Source organism: Kitasatospora sp. NPDC097605 (genome assembly GCF_040302725.1).
GTDB lineage: Bacteria > Actinomycetota > Actinomycetes > Streptomycetales > Streptomycetaceae > Kitasatospora.
This window is the reverse complement of sequence record NZ_JBEOSF010000064.1, coordinates 1-16,139: the sequence shown is the minus strand read 5'-3', so window position 1 is coordinate 16,139 and position 16,139 is coordinate 1. Positions and strand designations below refer to the sequence as shown.

Here is a 16,139-nt window from a genome sequence, read left to right as displayed (position 1 = left end):
ACGGACGTCGAACCCACCGGTAACGGCGTCGGCAATCGCCCGTGACCCACCACTGAACGCGAAGCAATCTCGTCCGGGGAGATCAATGTCCAGCGACTACGCGAAGCAGCTCGGAGGCAAGCTCCGAGCCATCCGCACTCAGCAGGGGCTCTCCCTGCACGGTGTCGAGGAGAAGTCCCAGGGGCGCTGGAAGGCAGTCGTCGTCGGCTCGTACGAGCGCGGCGACCGTGCGGTCACCGTGCAGCGGCTGGCCGAACTGGCGGAGTTCTACGGGGTCCCGGTGCAGGAGCTGCTGCCCGGCGGGACGCCCGGCGGCGCGGCCGAGCCGCCGCCGCGCCTGGTCCTCGACCTGGAGAGACTGACCCAGGTCCCGTCCGAGAAGGCCGGCCCGCTGCAGCGCTACGCTGCGACCATCCAGAGCCAGCGCGGCGACTACAACGGCAAGGTGCTGTCGATCCGCCAGGACGACCTGCGCACCCTGGCCGTGATCTACGACCAGTCGCCGTCGATCCTCACCGAGCAGTTGATCTCCTGGGGCGTGCTCAACCCCGACGCGCGCCGCGCGGTGCGCGAGGAGGAGGCGAGCTGAGGCTCGCCGCACCGGCTCCCGCCGGTCCCCCCGCCGGCCTTCCCGCCCGCGGGGGCGGCGGACACCAGCAGAAACGTCACGGCGCGGCCCCCGGGAGGGTGCCGCGCCGCGGCGCGTTCCGCCCGGTCAGCAGACCGTCTCCAGCCGGTAGCCCGGCTCGGCGGCCACCCCGTCCAGCCGCACCGGCCCGGCGGCGGGCGCCCAGACCCGGCCCTCGCTGGCCCAGGCCCAGGCCGTCGGCCGGTACTCACCGCAGGCCGCCGCGCTGCCCTGCGCGCCGTGCAGCACCGCGAGGCCGGGCAGCTCACGGGCCAGCCCGGCGCAGAGCACCGCGCAGAGCAGTTCGAGGTCCTCGTCGTTGATCCGGACCACGCCGTCCTCCCACTGGAGCACCCGGGCGGCCGCGGTCAGCGGCCCGCCGGGCGCGTCCACCGACAGCCGCAGCTCGTAGACCCCGCTGCCGGCGCCCAGCAGCATCCGGCGGAACACCTCGGCGCCACGCTCGTAGGCGCCGCTCACCGCGTCGTCGCGCTCCCCGTACAGCCGGCCGTCGAGCAGCAGGTCGGCGTGGCGCAGGGTCAGGCCGTTCTCGCGGGCCCGCACCAGCCGGGGGACGAAGTCGCCCGCCAGCTCCTCGCCCTGGTAGGCGAGCAACTGGGTGCGCAGCGCCGGGTTGACCAGGTACCGGTCGCGGGCGGCCGGCTCGGCCGGGTCGAGGCCGTGCAGCAGACAGAACTCGGCGAAGTCCTGCGGGTGGAACATCCGGGCCCGGACGGTGTCGAAGCGGCGCCGGGCGTCGGCGAGCAGGTCGGCGGTCTCCGCCAGGTACTGCCCGTGGTCGGCCGCGTCGGACAGCCGCCAGGCGCGGGCCCGTTCGAAGTCGGCGGGGCTGGTGAGCACACCGATCACGAAGGCCTGGCCGGCGCCCTCGGCCCGCTGCCGCTCGCAGACCCCGTCACGGTCGGCGGCCGCGCGCGAGCGGGCCCGGGGGCGGGAACCCGCGGAGGTGCAGTCGGGGGTGCGGCGGGCGCGGCCGTTGCGGCTCATCGGGGCTCCTCGGACAGGACGGACGGGTCGGCGGCGGGTGGGACCGCCGACCTTGTCCTCCCCCGCCCCGCGTGGCGCACACGTACGACGTGTCACAGGACTGTAACCGAGGGTGAATCGGATGTTTGGAGTCACGCACGGTTGTGCGGTGCGCCGCTCACGCCCCGCGCACCCGCCCCGCGCACGGCGCACCCGTCACTCTCCGTACACACCCGCTCACGCCGGCTCTACCGCGGGATCCTCGCGAGCTGGCGGGACTGGGCGACCAGGCGGCCGGTCTCGTCCCAGACCTCGGCGTCCTCCTCGAAGTACCCGCCGGCCAGGTTCCGGGTGGCGTGGACCAGCCGCAGCCAGCCGGGGGCGGGCCTCGCCCGCAGGTGCACGGTCAGTTCGACGGTCGGCGCCCAGCCGGGCATCCCGAGGTCGAAGGTGACCGGCGGCAGCGCGTCGGCCGCCAGCAGGAGCAGCAGCGGGTCGGGCCGGCGGCCGTCGGCGAGCCGGAACCAGCCCTGGATCCGGCCGGTTCCGGACGGCTGCCCGAGCGCCCAGCCGACGGTGGCCGGGTCGAGCCGCATGTCGAAGCGCTCCAGCAGGGCGGCCTGGGTGAGCAGTTCCTTGGGCGCGTGCTCGACGCCGATGCACTGGTCCGGCGGCGGCAGTTGCGGCGGGACGGCGCTGGTGCGCACCTCGCCGTCCTGGGCGGCGAGGTCGCCGTGGGTGGCGACCACCCGCAGCCGCTCCACGCCGCCCTGGCTGAGCGCGGCGGTGCCGGTGGACAGCGAGCGGCCGGTGCGGATCACCTCGGTGCGCACGGTGGCCGGGCCGGGGGTCGCGGCGGAGAGGTAGTAGCCGCTGATCGAGACCGGGTCGGCGTGGCCGGCGCTCCCGGGGCGGGCGGTGTGCGCGAGCGAGAGCGCGTGGCCGGCCACGGCCAGCAGCAGTCCGCCGTTGACGCCACCGCCGATCTGCCAGCCGTCGCCGAGTTCACCGTCGTACCGGCCGGGCTCCTCCGGGTGCGGAGTGAGCGCGATGCCCTGGTCGAACTCGCTGCGGATCGCCGTCGTCATGGGTGGCCTGCCCTTCGCTGCGGGGGTCGCCGACGGGCACGGGGCCGCCGGCGCACCGGGTTACTGGCGAGTAGGGACCACCATACGCCGACCGGGTGAACGCGCACGACGGCCGCCGGACCGTTTCCGGTCCGACGGCCGTCGGCGTGCTGGGCGCGGGGGGTCAGCGGCGGATGCTGGGCTTCAGTTCCAGGAAGCGGGCCAGCAGGCCGTTGACGAACGCCGGGGAGTCGTCGGTGGAGTACTCCTTGGCGATCTCCACGGCCTCGTCCAGGACGACCGCGTCGGGGACCCGGTCCTCCCAGATCAGCTCGTACGCGCCGAGCCGCAGGACGTTGCGGTCCGCGATCGGCATCCGGTCGATCGTCCAGCCGACCGCGTACTGCGCGATCAGCTCGTCGATCCGGCGGGCGTGCTGGACGTAACCCTCGACCAGCTCCATGGTGTACTCGCCGACCTGCGGGGTGCCCTCGTCAGGCTTGGGCTCCCGGGCCCGGGCCACCCAGTCGGCGAGGACCGTCAGCGGGTCGACCCCGCGGTGGTCGGCCTCGAACAGGATCTGGAAGGCTCGCGTGCGGGCCTTGGTACGTGCGGACGACACGGACTTACTTCACCCGGCCGAGGTAGCTGCCGTCGCGGGTGTCGACCTTGACCTTCTCGCCGGTGGTGACGAAGAGCGGGACCTGGATCTCGGCGCCGGTCTCCAGCTTCGCCGGCTTGGTGCCACCGGTGGAGCGGTCGCCCTGGACGCCCGGCTCGGTCTCGGCGATCAGCAGCTCGACGGCGGCCGGGAGCTCGACGTACAGCGGCTTGTTCTCGTGCTGGGCGACGAGGGCGTCGAAGCCCTCCAGCAGGTACTTGGCGGCGTCGCCGACCACGCCCGGCTCGATGGTGAGCTGGTCGAAGGTGTCCATGTCCATGAACACGAAGTTCTCGCCGTCCTTGTACGAGAACTGCATGGTGCGCTTGTCGACGTTGGCGGTCTCCACCTTCACGCCGGCGTTGAAGGTCTTGTCGACGACCTTGCCCGAGAGGACCTCCTTGAGCTTGGTGCGCACGAAGGCCGGGCCCTTGCCGGGCTTGACGTGCTGGAACTCGACGACGGACCAGAGCTTGCCGTCCAGGTTGAGGACCATGCCGTTCTTGAGATCGTTCGTGGAAGCCACGGGCGCACTTACTCCTGGATATAGCTGTCAAGGAACCAAGGGACGCGTCCTGTGGCACACCTGCGTCACAGGGCGAGGAGCTCCTTGGTGGTGATGGTGAGCAGCTCGGGCCCGCCCTCATCCAGGGGGCGCACGACGAGCGTGTCCTCGATCCGGACCCCGCCCCGCCCCGGGAGGTGGACCCCCGGGCCGACGGTGACCGGTACGCGGCTGTCCAGTTTACCCATGTCCGTGGGCCCCAGGCGCGGGGCCTCCCGGATCTCCAGCCCGATGCCGTGGCCGACCGGGTGCGGCGAGCCCTCGGTGTGCCCGGCGGCCCGGAGGATCTCCCGCGCGGCCCGGTCGGGCACGCACTGTTCGACCCCGGGCCCGAGCGCCTCCCGCCCGGCCCGCTGGGCGCGGAACACCAGCCGGTGCAGTTCGACCTGCCAGGGCGCGGGAGCCGCCCCGATCACGAAGGTCCGCGCGGTGGAGACCCCGTAACCGCGGTACTGCGCGCCGAGCACCACGGTCAGGAAGTCGCCCTCCTCCACCCGCCGGTCGGTGGGCTGGTGCGCCGGCTGGCCGGAATGGCTGCCGGTGCCGACCGAGACCGGGAAGGCCGCCCGGTCCGCGCCGTGGTCGATCATCCGGCGCTCCAGCTCCATCGCCAGGTGCCGTTCGGTGCGCCCGACCAGGATCGACTCCAGCAGCTCGCCGAGCGCCTGGTCGGCGATCTCGGCGGCGATCCGCAGGTCGGCGATCTCGTGCTCGTCCTTGACCACCCGCAGCCGCTCGACCGCCTGGCCGACGTCGGTCAGCCGCACCCCCTCCGCCAGCCCGGCCACCGCCCGGTGCCGGGTGACGGTCAGGTCGTGCTCCTCCACCGCGAGCCCGGCCACCCCCAGCCGCGCCGCGGCGGCCGCCGCGGCCAGCGCGGTGTCCGTCCCGGCCGCCACCGGCACCCGGGTGACCTCGGGAACGATCAGGTGCTCACCGGTGTCGTCCGGCGGCAGGTCGTCCGGCAGCGCGAGCAGCGCCCGGTCCCGGGTCAGCAGCAGCGTCGCCCCGCACGGCGGGCACCCGGTGAGGTACCGCACGTTCGCCGCCCGGGTGACCAGCGCCGCGTCGGCCCCGGACGCACCGCAGTGCTCCCGCAACCGCTCCCGGCGGCCCGCGTACGCATCAGCCATGCGTCGAGCCTACGAACCCGGCCACCGATCCGCCCGCCGAACGCCCCCACCCGGGCCGCCGCGACGGCCCGCCCCGGCCGCTACTCCGCGCCCGCGGCGGGATTCGGGGCCCACTTCCGCTCCACCCCGGCCAGCCGCCAGTAGGCGATGGCGGCGGCCCAGACGACCACGAACAGGCCGACGATCGCGTAGCCGACGTTGTCCAGCGAGATGTCCGCGATCCAGCCGGTCACCGGGTCGGTCAGGTCGAGCTTCTCGTGCAGGACGCCGACCAGTTCGATGGTGCCGATGACGAAGGCGACCGCGATGGACAGGCCGGTGATGGTCAGGTTGTAGTAGACCTTGCGCACCGGGTTGGAGAAGGCCCACTGGTAGGCGAAGTTCATGAAGGTGCCGTCCAGGGTGTCGAACAGGCTCATCCCGGCCGCGAACAGCAGCGGCAGGCAGACGATCGCGTACCAGGGCAGGCCGGAGGCCGCGCCGGAGCCGGCCATCACCATCAGGGTGACCTCGGTCGCGGTGTCGAAGCCCAGGCCCAGCACCATGCCGACCGGGAACATCTGGCCGGGGCGGGTGATCGAGCGGGTCGCGCGGTTCAGCACCCGCGCCAGCAGGCCGCGGGCGTTCAGGTGCGCCTCCAGCTCGGCCTCGTCGAACTTCCCGGCCCTCATCGAACGGAAGACCTTGAGGATGCCGAACAGCGCGGCCAGGTTGAGCGCGCCGATCAGGTAGAGGAAGACGCCGGAGGCCGAGGTGCCGACCATGCCCAGCCACTGGTGGGTGGTCGACTCGTCGTCCATCAGGGTGTTGGCCAGCTGGGCGCCGCCCGCCACGAGGGCGGCCATCATCACCACCATCGAGGAGTGGCCGAGGGCGAACCAGAAGCCCACCGAGACCGGGCGCTTGCCGTCCGCCATCAGCTTGCGGGTGGTGTTGTCGATCACCGCGATGTGGTCGGCGTCGAAGGCGTGCCGCATGCCGAGGGTGTACGCGGTGATGCCCAGGCCCACTCCGAAGACCTGGGTGCCCACCTCGTACTCCTCCGGTGCGACCAGGAAGATCAGCGTGCCGAACGCCACCACGTGCATGGCGAGGATCACGCCCATCAGCCCGGCGGTGCGCAGGGTGTCCTCGCGGCGCCAGCGGAAGGCGGGCAGGGCGGCGGTTTCGGGCAGGGTCATGCGGATCACGCTCCAGCACCTCGTGGAATGACTTCGTGAGATGCCGCGGCCGGTCTCCTGGCTGACGGGGCTTCCGTACCCGCCTTCCCAAGCGCGCGAGGCGCCCAGTGGCGTCATGGGTACGGACACTCTCCCCCGATCACAGTGGCGAGGGCCGCTCCGGACTGGGACCCCTGAGGGTCCGTCACCGGTCTTCCCGAGCACCACGGCGGGAACACCGTAGGGTCCCCGGACGGACCCGTGCAAGGCCTCGCACCCGCCCGGTGTCCAGCGTCACAACTCCCCCGCCTGCGCGAACGCTTCATGCAGGCGCTCCGATCGGCGAACGCCTTCGCCACCGAGGGATCCGCCCGGTCGGTTTCCCTTTGCCAGGGTCGCGCTCTGCCGGTCCCGCACCTGCGAAGCGTACGGACCCGCGCTCCGTCTACCGCGCGGCGGTCGCTCGCGCGGGCTGGCAGGTGGGGCACCAGAAGAGGTTGCGCGAGGCGTGTTCCTCGGTGCGGACGTCGGTGGCGCAGACCAGGCACGGCTGGCCGGCGCGGCGGTAGACGTAGACCTCGCCGCCGTGGTCGTCGACGCGCGGGGGGCGGTTCATCGCCTCGGGGGTGTGCTCGGGGCGGACGGTGTCGATGCGGCCGGCGCCGACGCCCTCGCGCATCAGGGCGACCAGGTCGGCCCAGATCGCGTCCCACTCGGCGCGGCGCAGGTCGCGGCCGGGCAGCTGCGGGTCGATGCCGTGCCGGAACAGCACCTCGGCGCGGTAGACGTTGCCGACCCCGGCCAGCACCTTCTGGTCCATCAGCAGGGCGGCGATCGTCGTACGGCTGCCCGTTATCCGCCGCCAGGCGCCGTCCGGGTCGGCGTCGGCGCGCAGCGGGTCCGGACCGAGGCGGGCGGCGACGGCGGCCTTCTCGGCGCCGGTGATCAGCGCACAGGTGTTGGGACCGCGCAGGTCCGCGACGTGCTCGTCGTTCTCCAGGCGCAGCCGGACCAGGCCGACCGGCGCGGGCACCGGGCCGTCGCCGATCTCGCCGAAGGTGAAGCCGCCGTACAGGCCGAGGTGGACGTGTACCCAGGCGTCCTCGCCGAAGCCGAGGAAGAGGTGCTTGCCGGTGGCCTCGGCCGCGACCAGCTCCCGTCCGTCGATCAGCTTGGCGCCGTCCGCGAAGCGGCCCTGCGGGCTGCTGGCACGGACCGGCCGGCCGCCGAAGGCACGGTGGTTCTCGGCGGCGAGGCGGTGGATGATGTGGCCTTCCGGCACGGGCGCGGCTCCCCCCGGTGGTTCGTTCAGGACCCGTCCATCATCGCAGCCGGCACCGACAGTCCGGCCCCGCCGCCGGGGGCCTCAGCGGACCGGGATGCCCATCAGCCGGGCCAGGATCACCCGGTCGAGTTCGGCGGCCGTGGCGGCCACGTCGAGGTGGGAGTTGTCGATGATCGGCAGCCCGGAGTTGTACCAGCCGGCCATCCGGCCGTGGATCCGGGCCACCTCCTCGTCGCCGAGCCGGCGGTTGCCGCCGCGCCGGGCGTTGCGGCCGAGCACCGAGTCCAGGCTGGGCAGCAGCACCACCGGGATCATGCCGGGGCCGATGTGCCGCTTCCAGCCACCGAGGCCGATGGCGGGGCGGTCGGGGAAGACGGCGTCGTCGATGATGCAGGAGATGCCGTTGGCGAGGTAGTTGCGGCAGGCGAAGCCGCAGGTCCGACGGGCCAGCCGGTACTGCGCCTCGGAGGCGTTGTTCCAGCCGGACTGCGGGTTGGCGAAGCCGGACTGCACCCATTCACGCACGTCGTCGAGGCTGATGTGCGCGGTCGGGGTGGGGCGCCGCTCGGCCCAGTAGCGGGCGACGGTGGTCTTGCCGGCGCCGGCCGGGCCGATCAGCAGCACCGCGATCGGGCCGGTGGCCGCGTGCTGCTGCGGCGGGCGGACGGGCAGCTGGACGGGCGCTCCGGACGGCAGCAGGAAGTGGCCGGTAGAGCCGGCGGGCACCGGCGCCACCGGAACGGGCGCGGGTGCGGGAGCCGGAGCGGGTGCCGGAGCGGTGGGCGGACCCTGCGGAACGGCCGGCACCGGCACGGTCGGCGGCCCGGAGGACGCGGCGGGCGCGGGCGCCGGCGCGGTCATGGGATACGCCGGGACCGGCGGGGCGACAGGACGCGGCGGGACGGGTCCGCCCCCGGGGTACTGCGTCACGGTCACCTCCCGACTTCCTTCAGCGGGGACACTACACGCCGGTGCGGCGGTGGACACAGTCCGCCGCCGCACCACCGCTGGTCACCGCCCCGGCTCCGGCCGGACGCCGACGCCCCGTCAGCCCGTGGCGAGTTGCTCGGCCAGCGCGCGCAGCGCCAGCTCGTACGAGCCGATCCCGAACCCGGCGATCGTGCCCGAGGCCACCGCCGCGATCACCGAGGTGTGCCGGAAGGTCTCCCGGGCGTACGGGTTGGAGATGTGCACCTCGATCAGCGGCGCGGTGCGCTGCGAGGCGGCGTCCCGCATCGCGTACGAGTAGTGGGTGAACGCGCCCGGGTTGATCACCACCGGCACCCGGCCGTCGGCCGCCTCGTGCAGCCACTCGACCATTGTCTGCTCGGAGTTGGTCTCGTGCACCTCGACCTCGAAGCCCAGCTCCTTGCCGAGCGCGGTGCAGCGCTCGACCAGCCCGGTGTACGAGGTGGAGCCGTAGACGTCGGGCTCGCGGCTGCCGAGCCGGCCGAGGTTGGGGCCGTTGAGCACCATCACCCGGGTCACGAGGAGACCTCCGCGTAGGCGGCCACCAGCAGCGACGGGTCGGGGCCCTCCAGCACGGAGGTCTTGCCGAGGCCGTCCAGCACGATGAAGCGGATCAGGTCGCCGCGCGACTTCTTGTCGATCTTCATGGCGTCCAGCAGCTTGGGCCAGGCGTCCGCGCGGTAGCTGAGCGGCAGGCCGACCGAGGCGAGCACGGTGCGGTGCCGGTCGGCGGTCTCGTCGTCCAGCCGTCCGGCGAGGCGGCCGAGTTCGGCGGCGAACACCATGCCGATCGAGATCGCCGCGCCGTGCCGCCACTTGTAGCGCTCGTTGCGCTCGATGGCGTGGCCGAGGGTGTGGCCGTAGTTGAGGATCTCGCGCCGGCCGGACTCCTTGAGGTCGCCGGAGACGACGTCGGCCTTGACCTGGATGGCCCGCCGGATCAGCTCGACGGTGTGCGGCCCGGCCGGGGTCCTGGCGCCCTCCGGGTCGGCCTCGATGAGGTCGAGGATGGCCGGATCGGCGATGAAGCCGCACTTGATGACCTCGGCCAGGCCGGAGACGTAGTCGTGCCGGGGCACCGTCTCCAGGGTCCCGAGGTCGGCCAGCACGCCCACCGGGGGGTGGAAGGCGCCGACCATGTTCTTGCCCTCGGCGATGTTGATGCCGGTCTTGCCGCCGACCGCCGCGTCGACCATGCCGAGCAGCGTGGTGGGCATGGAGATCCAGCGGACCCCGCGCAGCCAGGTGGCGGCGACGAAGCCGGCCAGGTCGGTGGTGGCGCCGCCGCCGAGGCCGACGACCACATCGGTGCGGGTGAAGCCGGTCTGCCCGAGCACCGACCAGCAGTACGCGGCGACCTCGGCGCTCTTCGCCTCCTCGGCGTTGGGCACCTGGAGGGCGATCGCCTCGTAGCCCTCGCCGGCCAGGTCCTCGCGGATCGCGTCGGCGGTCGCGGACAGCGCCTCCGGGTGGATGATCGCCACCCGCCGGGCCCGGGTCCCGATCAGCGGCGCCAGCTCGCCGAGCAGCTGGTGCCCGATCAGCACGTCGTACGGGTCGTGGCCGGCGCTGCCGCCGACGTGAATCCTGACGATGTCAGTCATGGGGGGTCTTCAGCTCCAGTGCTTCCAGTACGGCGTCCGCGACCTGCTCGGGGGTGCGGCCGGCGGTGTCGACGACGGCGGTGGCCACCTCCAGGTAGAGGGGCCGGCGGGCCTCCATCAGCTCGCGCCAGCGGGCCCGCGGGTTGACCGCCAGCAGCGGCCGGGGGGCGTCCAGGCCGACCCGCTTGACCGCGTCGGCGAGCGGCACCTCCAGGAACACCACCGGCAGGCCGCGCAGCAGCGCGCGGGTGGGCTCGGCCATCACCGCGCCGCCGCCGAGCGCGAGCACACCGCCGTGGTTCTCGGCGGCGGCGCGTACGGCGGCCGTCTCCAGGGCGCGGAAGTGCGGCTCGCCCTCGTCGACGAAGATGTCCGGGATCGGCTTGCCGGCCTGCTCCTCGATGTCCGCGTCGGTGTCGCGGAACCCGACGCCGAGGCGCTCGGCGAGGACCCGCCCGACGGTGGACTTGCCACTGCCGGGCGGGCCGACCAGCACGACGACCGGTGTCGTCATCGGACGATCAGGTGGTCGAGGTAGTTCCGCACGTTGCGCCGGGTCTCCGACACGTGGTCGCCACCGAACTTCTCGTTGACCGCGTCGGCGAGCACCAGGGCGACCATCGCCTCGGCGACGATGCCGGCCGCCGGCACCGCGCAGACGTCGGAGCGCTGGTGGTGGGCCTTGGCCGGCTCGCCGGTGCGCACGTCCACGGTGCGCAGCGCGCGCGGGACGGTCGCGATCGGCTTCATCGCGGCGCGCACCCGCAGCAGCTCGCCGGTGGACAGGCCGCCCTCGGTGCCGCCGGAGCGGCCGGAGACGCGCTTGGCGCCCTCGGGGGTCGGCACGATCTCGTCGTGCGCCTGCGAGCCGGGGACGCGGGCCAGCTCGAAGCCGTCGCCGACCTCGACGCCCTTGATCGCCTGGATGCCCATCAGCGCGGCGGCGAGGCGGGCGTCCAGCCGGCGGTCCCAGTGGACGTGCGAGCCGAGGCCGACCGGGACGCCGTAGGCGAGCACCTCGACGACGCCGCCGAGGGTGTCGCCGTCCTTGTGGGCCTGGTCGATCTCGGCGACCATCGCCTTCGAGGCGTCGGCGTCCAGGCAGCGCACCGGGTCGGCGTCCAGCTTCGCCTCGTCGGAGGGCAGCGGCAGCACCCCGGCCGGGGCCTTGGCGGCGGCCAGCTCGACCACGTGGCTGACGATCTCGATGCCGCAGGTCTCCTTGAGGTAGGAGCGGGCGACGGCACCGAGCGCGACGCGGGCGGCGGTCTCCCGGGCGCTGGCGCGCTCCAGGATCGGGCGGGCCTCGTCGATCGAGTACTTCTGCATGCCGGCCAGGTCGGCGTGGCCGGGACGCGGGCGGGTCAGCGCCTCGTTGCGGGCGAGACCGGCGAGCACCTCCGGGTCGACCGGGTCGGCCGACATGACCTGCTCCCACTTCGGCCACTCGGTGTTGCCCACCATGACGGCGACCGGGCTGCCCATGCTGAGGCCGTGCCGGACGCCGCCGAGGAAGGTCACCTCGTCCTGCTCGAACTTCATCCGTGCGCCGCGACCATAGCCGAGCCGGCGGCGCGCCAGCGCGTCGGCCACCATGGCGGTGGTGACCGGTACACCGGCGGGCAGGCCCTCCAGCGTCGCGACGAGTGCGGGGCCGTGCGACTCCCCCGCCGTCAGCCAGCGCAACGTACCCAACGGAGCTCCTTCATCAGCGGACCGGTGCGGCGCTGCCGCCGCCCGTCCGGACGTGCCTTCTCCCCGAATCCTTTCATGCCGGACCGGTCGGCCGGCCGCGGAGTCCGGTCACCGGACAGCATTCGGCCGACCGGCGGACGGCCATGGCCGGCCGGCGGAGGTCCGGGGCACGCTCCGGGCGACCTCAGCCGGCCGCCAGCGCGGCCTCGCCGGCGGCGCGGATCGCCGCGAGCGGCCCGGGGGTCCGCCCGGTGAACAGCTCGTTCTGCAGCACCGCCTGGTGCACCAGCAGGTCGAGCCCGCCCAGCACGGTCGCCCCGCGCTCGGCGCACGCCCCGGCCAGCTTGGTCGGCCACGGGTGGTACAGCACGTCGAAGAGCGCGCCCGGGTCGGCGGTGAGGTCGCCGGCGAAGCCGTCGGTCGCCCCGGCCGGGGTGGTGGCCACGGTGAGCGGGTGGCTCAGCGCCTCGGCGCCGTTCGCCCAGTCCGCGGTCCGCACGGCCACGCCCAGCCGCTCCCCGAGCTCCGTCATCTCGCGGGCCCGCTCGGGGCTGCGGACGTAGACGGTGACCTCGCGGGCCCCGAGCCGGGCCAGCGCGGCCAGCGCCGAGGAGGCGGTGGCCCCGGCACCGAGCACCGCGGCGGCCGGCACCTCGGTGACGCCCCGCTCGCGCAGCGCGTTGACCAGCCCGGGCACGTCGGTGTTGTGCCCGACCCGGCGCCCGTCGGCGGTGAGGACCAGGGTGTTCACCGCCTCGACCGAGCGGGCGGTCGTGCTCACCTCGTCGAGCAGCGGGATGACCGCCCGCTTGAGCGGCATGGTGAGCGAGCAGCCCGCCCACTCGGCCTCGTCCAGGCCGGCGAGGAAGCCGGGCAGCCCGGCCTCGTCGACCTCGAAGCGGTCGTAGCGCCAGCCCTCCAGACCGAGCGCCGCGAAGGCGGCCCGGTGCAGGGCGGGCGACAGCGAGTGGGCGATCGGCGAGCCGAGGACGGCCGCCCGGTGCTTGCTGGTCACGCTGCTGTCTCTCTCTGTGCGGCCGCCCGGCGGCCGGTCAGCCCTTGGTGGTGCAGTGGACGGCGACCGGGTCGAACTTCGAGCCGATCGACTTGCAGTACTCCTCGGTGTTCTTCGCGTGCTCCGTGTCCGTCTCCGCGAACAGGGTCAGGGTCGGCGACATCGCGATGAAGTACAGCCACTTGCCGTCCGCCGGGTTCAGCGTCGCCTTGAGCGCGTCGTCACCGGGGTTGGAGATCGGTGTCGGCGGCAGACCCGGGTTGATGTAGGTGTTGTACTTGTTGGAGCCGTCGTTGATGTCCTTCCGGTCGAGGTTCTTGCGGCCCAGCGAGTACTGCAGCGTGGTGTCCATGCCGAGCTTGCCGTTGACCTTGCCCTTGTCGGCCAGCCGGTTCTGGATGGTCTTCGCCATCTTGGCGAAATCGTCCTTGTTGTTGCCCTCGGCCTGCAGGATGCTCGCCTCGATGACCACCTCGTAGCCGGACTTGAGGCCGATCTTCGACGCCTCCGCGTCCAGGCCCGCGTAGCGGTCCACGGCGTTCTTGACCATCTGCTTGAGCAGGTCCTCGGGCTTCATGCCCGGGGTGATCGAGTAGCGGGCCGGCCAGAGGAAGCCCTCGATGTTGCCGTTGGCGTACGCGGGCAGGCCGAGGCTGTTGACCTGCTCCTTGGCGACGTTCGCGGTGGTGCCCTTGGCCAGCCCCAGCTTCTCGTCGATCTTGACGTAGGTGGCGGCGGAGGTCAGGCCCTCCCGGATGATCAGATTCTCGCCGCCGTTGGCCTCCACCAGGAACTGCACGGCCCCCTCGGCCGACATCTCCTTGGGCATGCTGTAGGCGCCCGGCTGGATGGTGGAGCACTTCACGTTCTTGTCGCAGGCCGCGTTGAAGGCGTCGATGCTCTTGACCACGCCGGCCTGCTTCAGGGCCGCGCCCATCTGGCTGCCCGCCGCGCCCGGCTTGATCTCGACGTTGACCGTGCCGCTGCCCGGGCCGGGGAAGTCCGGCGGCGGACCGAAGTGGTCCTTGTAGAAGCCGTAGCCGAACCAGCCGGCGCCGCCCATCGCGCCGAGCAGCACCAGGGCGACCACCAGGCAGGCGCCGCCGTTGCGCCGGCCCGACTTCTTGCCCTTCTCCTTGCGCTTCTTCTTCGCCTCGCGGGAGTCGTCCTCCTCGCCGAGGAAGCCGCCGTGGCCGTCGTCCTCCGCGCCGTCCTCGTGGTACTCGTCCTCGGCGTACTCGCCCTCGTGACCGTCCCAGTCGTCCTCGGCGTGCTCACCGCCGCCGGCGGCCGCGGCCGGGTCGGCGCCGGCCTCCAGCGCGGCGGCCTCCGCCTCCCAGTCGATGCCGTCCGGCCCGGGTCCGGAGGGCTGCTCGGCGGCCGCCGGCCGCTCCTGCCGCGCCGGGGCGGGCTGCTGCGGGACGCCCTGCTGGGGCATCTGCTGCTGGGGGTAACCCTGCTGCTGACCGCCGTACTGCTGCTGACCGCCCATGCCGTGCGGGTCCATGCCCTGCTGGGGCATCTGCTGCTGGGGATGCTGCTGCGGGTAACCCTGCTGGCCGCCGGCGCCCTGCTGCGGATAGCCCGGCTGCTGCTGCGGATACCCCTGCTGGGGCATCTGCTGCTGGGGGTAGCCCTGCTGCTGGCCGCCGTACTGCTGCTGACCCTGCCCGCCCTGCGGGAAACCCTGCTGGCCGCCCATGCCCTGCTGGCCCATCCCCTGCTGGGGCATCTGCTGCTGCGGGTAACCCTGCTGACCGCCGTACTGCTGCTGGGGATTCTGCTGCCACTGCCCGTCCGGGTGGCCGGGGACCGGCTGCTGACCGCCGTACCCGGGGTCTCCCGGCTGCCACGGCTCGGAGCCCTGGGGGCCGTAGCCCCGACCCACATCGGTCATTGATCCCCTTATACCGACGGAGACGACCGGAGGATCGGCCCGGTCGCCCGGGACGGCGTCCCGGCTGCTTGTCGAACCGGCGTGCTAGCGCAACACCTGGACGGAGACGCTACCGTACCGCAGTCGGCCACCCGGCCGGTCCGCCGCCCGGCCCGCTACGGAGCCCCCGGCGAGGCCGGAACCGTGGCGGACGCGGAGGCCGAGGCGCCGGCCGACGCCGAGGCGCTCGCCGCCGCCCGGTTGGCGTTGAACTCCGCGACGTTCTTCTGCTGCACGTCGAAGCTGTCGGTGAACCGGGTGTCCCCGGGCTTCACCGTCACGAAGTAGAGCCAGTCCCCCGCCGCCGGGTCCACCGCCGCCATGATCGCCTGCCGCCCCGGGTTGGAGATCGGCGACGGCGGCAGCCCCGCGTGCTTGTAGGTGTTGTACGGGGAGTCGAGCCGGGTGTCGGTGACGCTGGTGTTGAGCGTGGAGCGCCCGAGCGCGTAGTTGATGGTGGAGTCCAGCTGGAGCGGCATGTTCTTGGCCAGCCGGTTGTAGATCACCCGCGCCACCTTGCCCATGTCCTCGACGTTGTCGGCCTCCCCCTGCACCATGCTGGCGATGGTCACCAGCCCGTACAGGGTCTGCCCGAAGTTGGTCGCGACGACCTCCGCGTCGTCCCGGAGGAACTCCTTGCCGGCCCGCTCGACCATCTGCTTCAGCAGGTCGACGGCGGTGGTCTCGTCGGTGACGGCGTACGTCGCGGGGAACAGGTAGCCCTCCAGGTTGCCGCCCGCGGTCTCCGGCAGGCCCAGCTCGGCGGCCTGCTCCTGGGCCGTCTTCTCGGTGGTGCCCTGGGGCAGCTGGAGCTTCTTGTCGATCGCCGCGTAGATCTGGTTGCCGCGCCAGCCCTCGGGGATGGTCAGGCCGTTGGCGTTGGCCGGGTCGATCAGCACGGCGAGCGCCGCGGCCGCCGACATCTTCTGCCGCAGCGTGTAGGTGCCGGGCTGGATCCGCCCGGCCGCCGCCGCGCTGCCCTTGGCGGCCCGGGTGAACGCGAGCGAGCTGGCCACCACGCCGTTGCGCACCAGCGCGGAGGCGATCTGGCTGAGCCCGGCGCCCTCCGGCACCGAGACCTGCACCGAGCCGGCCCCCTCCCCCGCGTAGTCGGCGGCGGCCGGCGGCTTGCGCTGCCCCTGGAGCCAGCTGAACCCGGCCAGCCCGATCCCGCCGAACACCGCGACCAGCGACAGCGCGGTCAACAGGCAGGCCAGTCCGTTGCGCCGCCGGCGTGGATCCGGCGCATCGGGGCGCGGGGCGGGCGCGCCCGGCGGGCGCCCCTCCGGTTCGGTCGCCGGCGCGCCGAGGTGGCCCGGGCTCAGGCCGGGTGTGAGGTCCAGGTCGGTCACGGCGGCGTCCCCTCGGCGGTCCGCGCGGCGCGCGGCACGACGGCAACGGCAGAGGGGTCCGTGCGGACGCGTCCGCACGGAC

17 protein-coding genes and 1 riboswitch are annotated in these 16,139 nt (G+C 73.4%); of the genes, 2 read left to right on the top strand and 15 right to left on the bottom strand.

Annotated features, from left to right (window positions below):
* Positions 1-85: 85 nt before the first annotated feature.
* Positions 86-589: a transcriptional regulator BldD gene (gene bldD / locus ABTX81_RS38530; RefSeq protein ID WP_031072501.1), complete on the top strand. Its 504-nt coding sequence runs from the start codon at positions 86-88 to the stop codon at positions 587-589.
* Between the two features lie 126 nt (positions 590-715).
* Here the strand turns inward: bldD and ABTX81_RS38525 are convergent, their stop codons facing one another.
* From ABTX81_RS38525 to mltG (ABTX81_RS38460), 14 genes are all read right to left on the bottom strand, one after another.
* Positions 716-1,636: a DUF8829 domain-containing protein gene (locus tag ABTX81_RS38525; protein ID WP_350555427.1), complete on the bottom strand. Its 921-nt coding sequence runs from the start codon at positions 1,634-1,636 to the stop codon at positions 716-718.
* A gap of 227 nt (positions 1,637-1,863) precedes the next feature.
* Complete coding sequence (locus tag ABTX81_RS38520; protein ID WP_350555425.1) at positions 1,864-2,703, bottom strand: thioesterase family protein; 840 nt, start codon at positions 2,701-2,703, stop codon at positions 1,864-1,866.
* Between the two features lie 163 nt (positions 2,704-2,866).
* Positions 2,867-3,304, bottom strand: coding sequence for a transcription antitermination factor NusB (nusB, locus tag ABTX81_RS38515; RefSeq protein WP_350555423.1), 438 nt, complete (start codon positions 3,302-3,304; stop codon positions 2,867-2,869).
* Between the two features lie 4 nt (positions 3,305-3,308).
* Positions 3,309-3,869, bottom strand: a complete 561-nt coding sequence (gene efp, locus ABTX81_RS38510; protein ID WP_350555421.1) for an elongation factor P — start codon at positions 3,867-3,869, stop codon at positions 3,309-3,311.
* 65 nt (positions 3,870-3,934) lie between these two features.
* The gene (locus ABTX81_RS38505) at positions 3,935-5,041 is read right to left on the bottom strand and encodes a M24 family metallopeptidase (protein WP_350555419.1); all 1,107 of its coding nucleotides are present in this window, start codon (positions 5,039-5,041) and stop codon (positions 3,935-3,937) included.
* Between the two features lie 80 nt (positions 5,042-5,121).
* Positions 5,122-6,222 carry a Nickel transporter NicT gene (nicT, locus tag ABTX81_RS38500; protein ID WP_350555417.1) on the bottom strand — a complete coding sequence of 367 codons (1,101 nt, stop codon included), beginning with the start codon at positions 6,220-6,222 and terminating at the stop codon, positions 5,122-5,124.
* 30 nt (positions 6,223-6,252) lie between these two features.
* Positions 6,253-6,459, bottom strand: a riboswitch (cobalamin riboswitch).
* 187 nt (positions 6,460-6,646) lie between these two features.
* Complete coding sequence (locus ABTX81_RS38495) at positions 6,647-7,483, bottom strand: Fpg/Nei family DNA glycosylase (RefSeq protein WP_350555415.1); 837 nt, start codon at positions 7,481-7,483, stop codon at positions 6,647-6,649.
* Positions 7,484-7,567: 84 nt separating this feature from the next.
* Complete coding sequence (locus ABTX81_RS38490; protein WP_502892956.1) at positions 7,568-8,416, bottom strand: AAA family ATPase; 849 nt, start codon at positions 8,414-8,416, stop codon at positions 7,568-7,570.
* Between the two features lie 117 nt (positions 8,417-8,533).
* A complete protein-coding gene (gene aroQ / locus ABTX81_RS38485; RefSeq protein ID WP_350555451.1) occupies positions 8,534-8,962 on the bottom strand; it encodes a type II 3-dehydroquinate dehydratase in 429 nt (142 codons plus the stop codon).
* 8 nt (positions 8,963-8,970) lie between these two features.
* Entirely contained in the window at positions 8,971-10,059 is a 1,089-nt protein-coding gene (aroB, locus tag ABTX81_RS38480) for a 3-dehydroquinate synthase (protein ID WP_350555411.1), read from the bottom strand.
* On the bottom strand, positions 10,052-10,573 hold the full coding sequence (locus ABTX81_RS38475; RefSeq protein ID WP_350555409.1) for a shikimate kinase: 522 nt from the start codon (positions 10,571-10,573) through the stop codon (positions 10,052-10,054). The genes aroB and ABTX81_RS38475 overlap by 8 nt, the downstream gene beginning before the upstream one ends.
* Positions 10,570-11,754 (bottom strand): chorismate synthase, encoded by a 1,185-nt coding sequence (aroC, locus tag ABTX81_RS38470; protein WP_350555407.1) that lies wholly within the window; start codon positions 11,752-11,754, stop codon positions 10,570-10,572. The genes ABTX81_RS38475 and aroC overlap by 4 nt, the downstream gene beginning before the upstream one ends.
* A 184-nt stretch (positions 11,755-11,938) precedes the next feature.
* Positions 11,939-12,769 carry a shikimate dehydrogenase gene (locus ABTX81_RS38465; RefSeq protein ID WP_350555405.1) on the bottom strand — a complete coding sequence of 277 codons (831 nt, stop codon included), beginning with the start codon at positions 12,767-12,769 and terminating at the stop codon, positions 11,939-11,941.
* A 37-nt stretch (positions 12,770-12,806) separates the two neighbouring features.
* Positions 12,807-14,291, bottom strand: coding sequence for an endolytic transglycosylase MltG (gene mltG / locus ABTX81_RS38460; RefSeq protein WP_350555403.1), 1,485 nt, complete (start codon positions 14,289-14,291; stop codon positions 12,807-12,809).
* On the opposite strand from mltG (ABTX81_RS38460), the gene ABTX81_RS38455 reads away from it, so the two are divergent.
* On the top strand, positions 14,265-14,669 hold the full coding sequence (locus ABTX81_RS38455; protein WP_350555401.1) for a hypothetical protein: 405 nt from the start codon (positions 14,265-14,267) through the stop codon (positions 14,667-14,669). The genes mltG (ABTX81_RS38460) and ABTX81_RS38455 overlap by 27 nt on opposite strands.
* Positions 14,670-14,821: 152 nt before the next feature.
* Here ABTX81_RS38455 and mltG (ABTX81_RS38450) read toward each other — a convergent pair whose 3' ends face one another.
* On the bottom strand, positions 14,822-16,057 hold the full coding sequence (mltG, locus tag ABTX81_RS38450) for an endolytic transglycosylase MltG (RefSeq protein WP_350555399.1): 1,236 nt from the start codon (positions 16,055-16,057) through the stop codon (positions 14,822-14,824).
* Between the last annotated feature and the right edge of the window lie 82 nt (positions 16,058-16,139).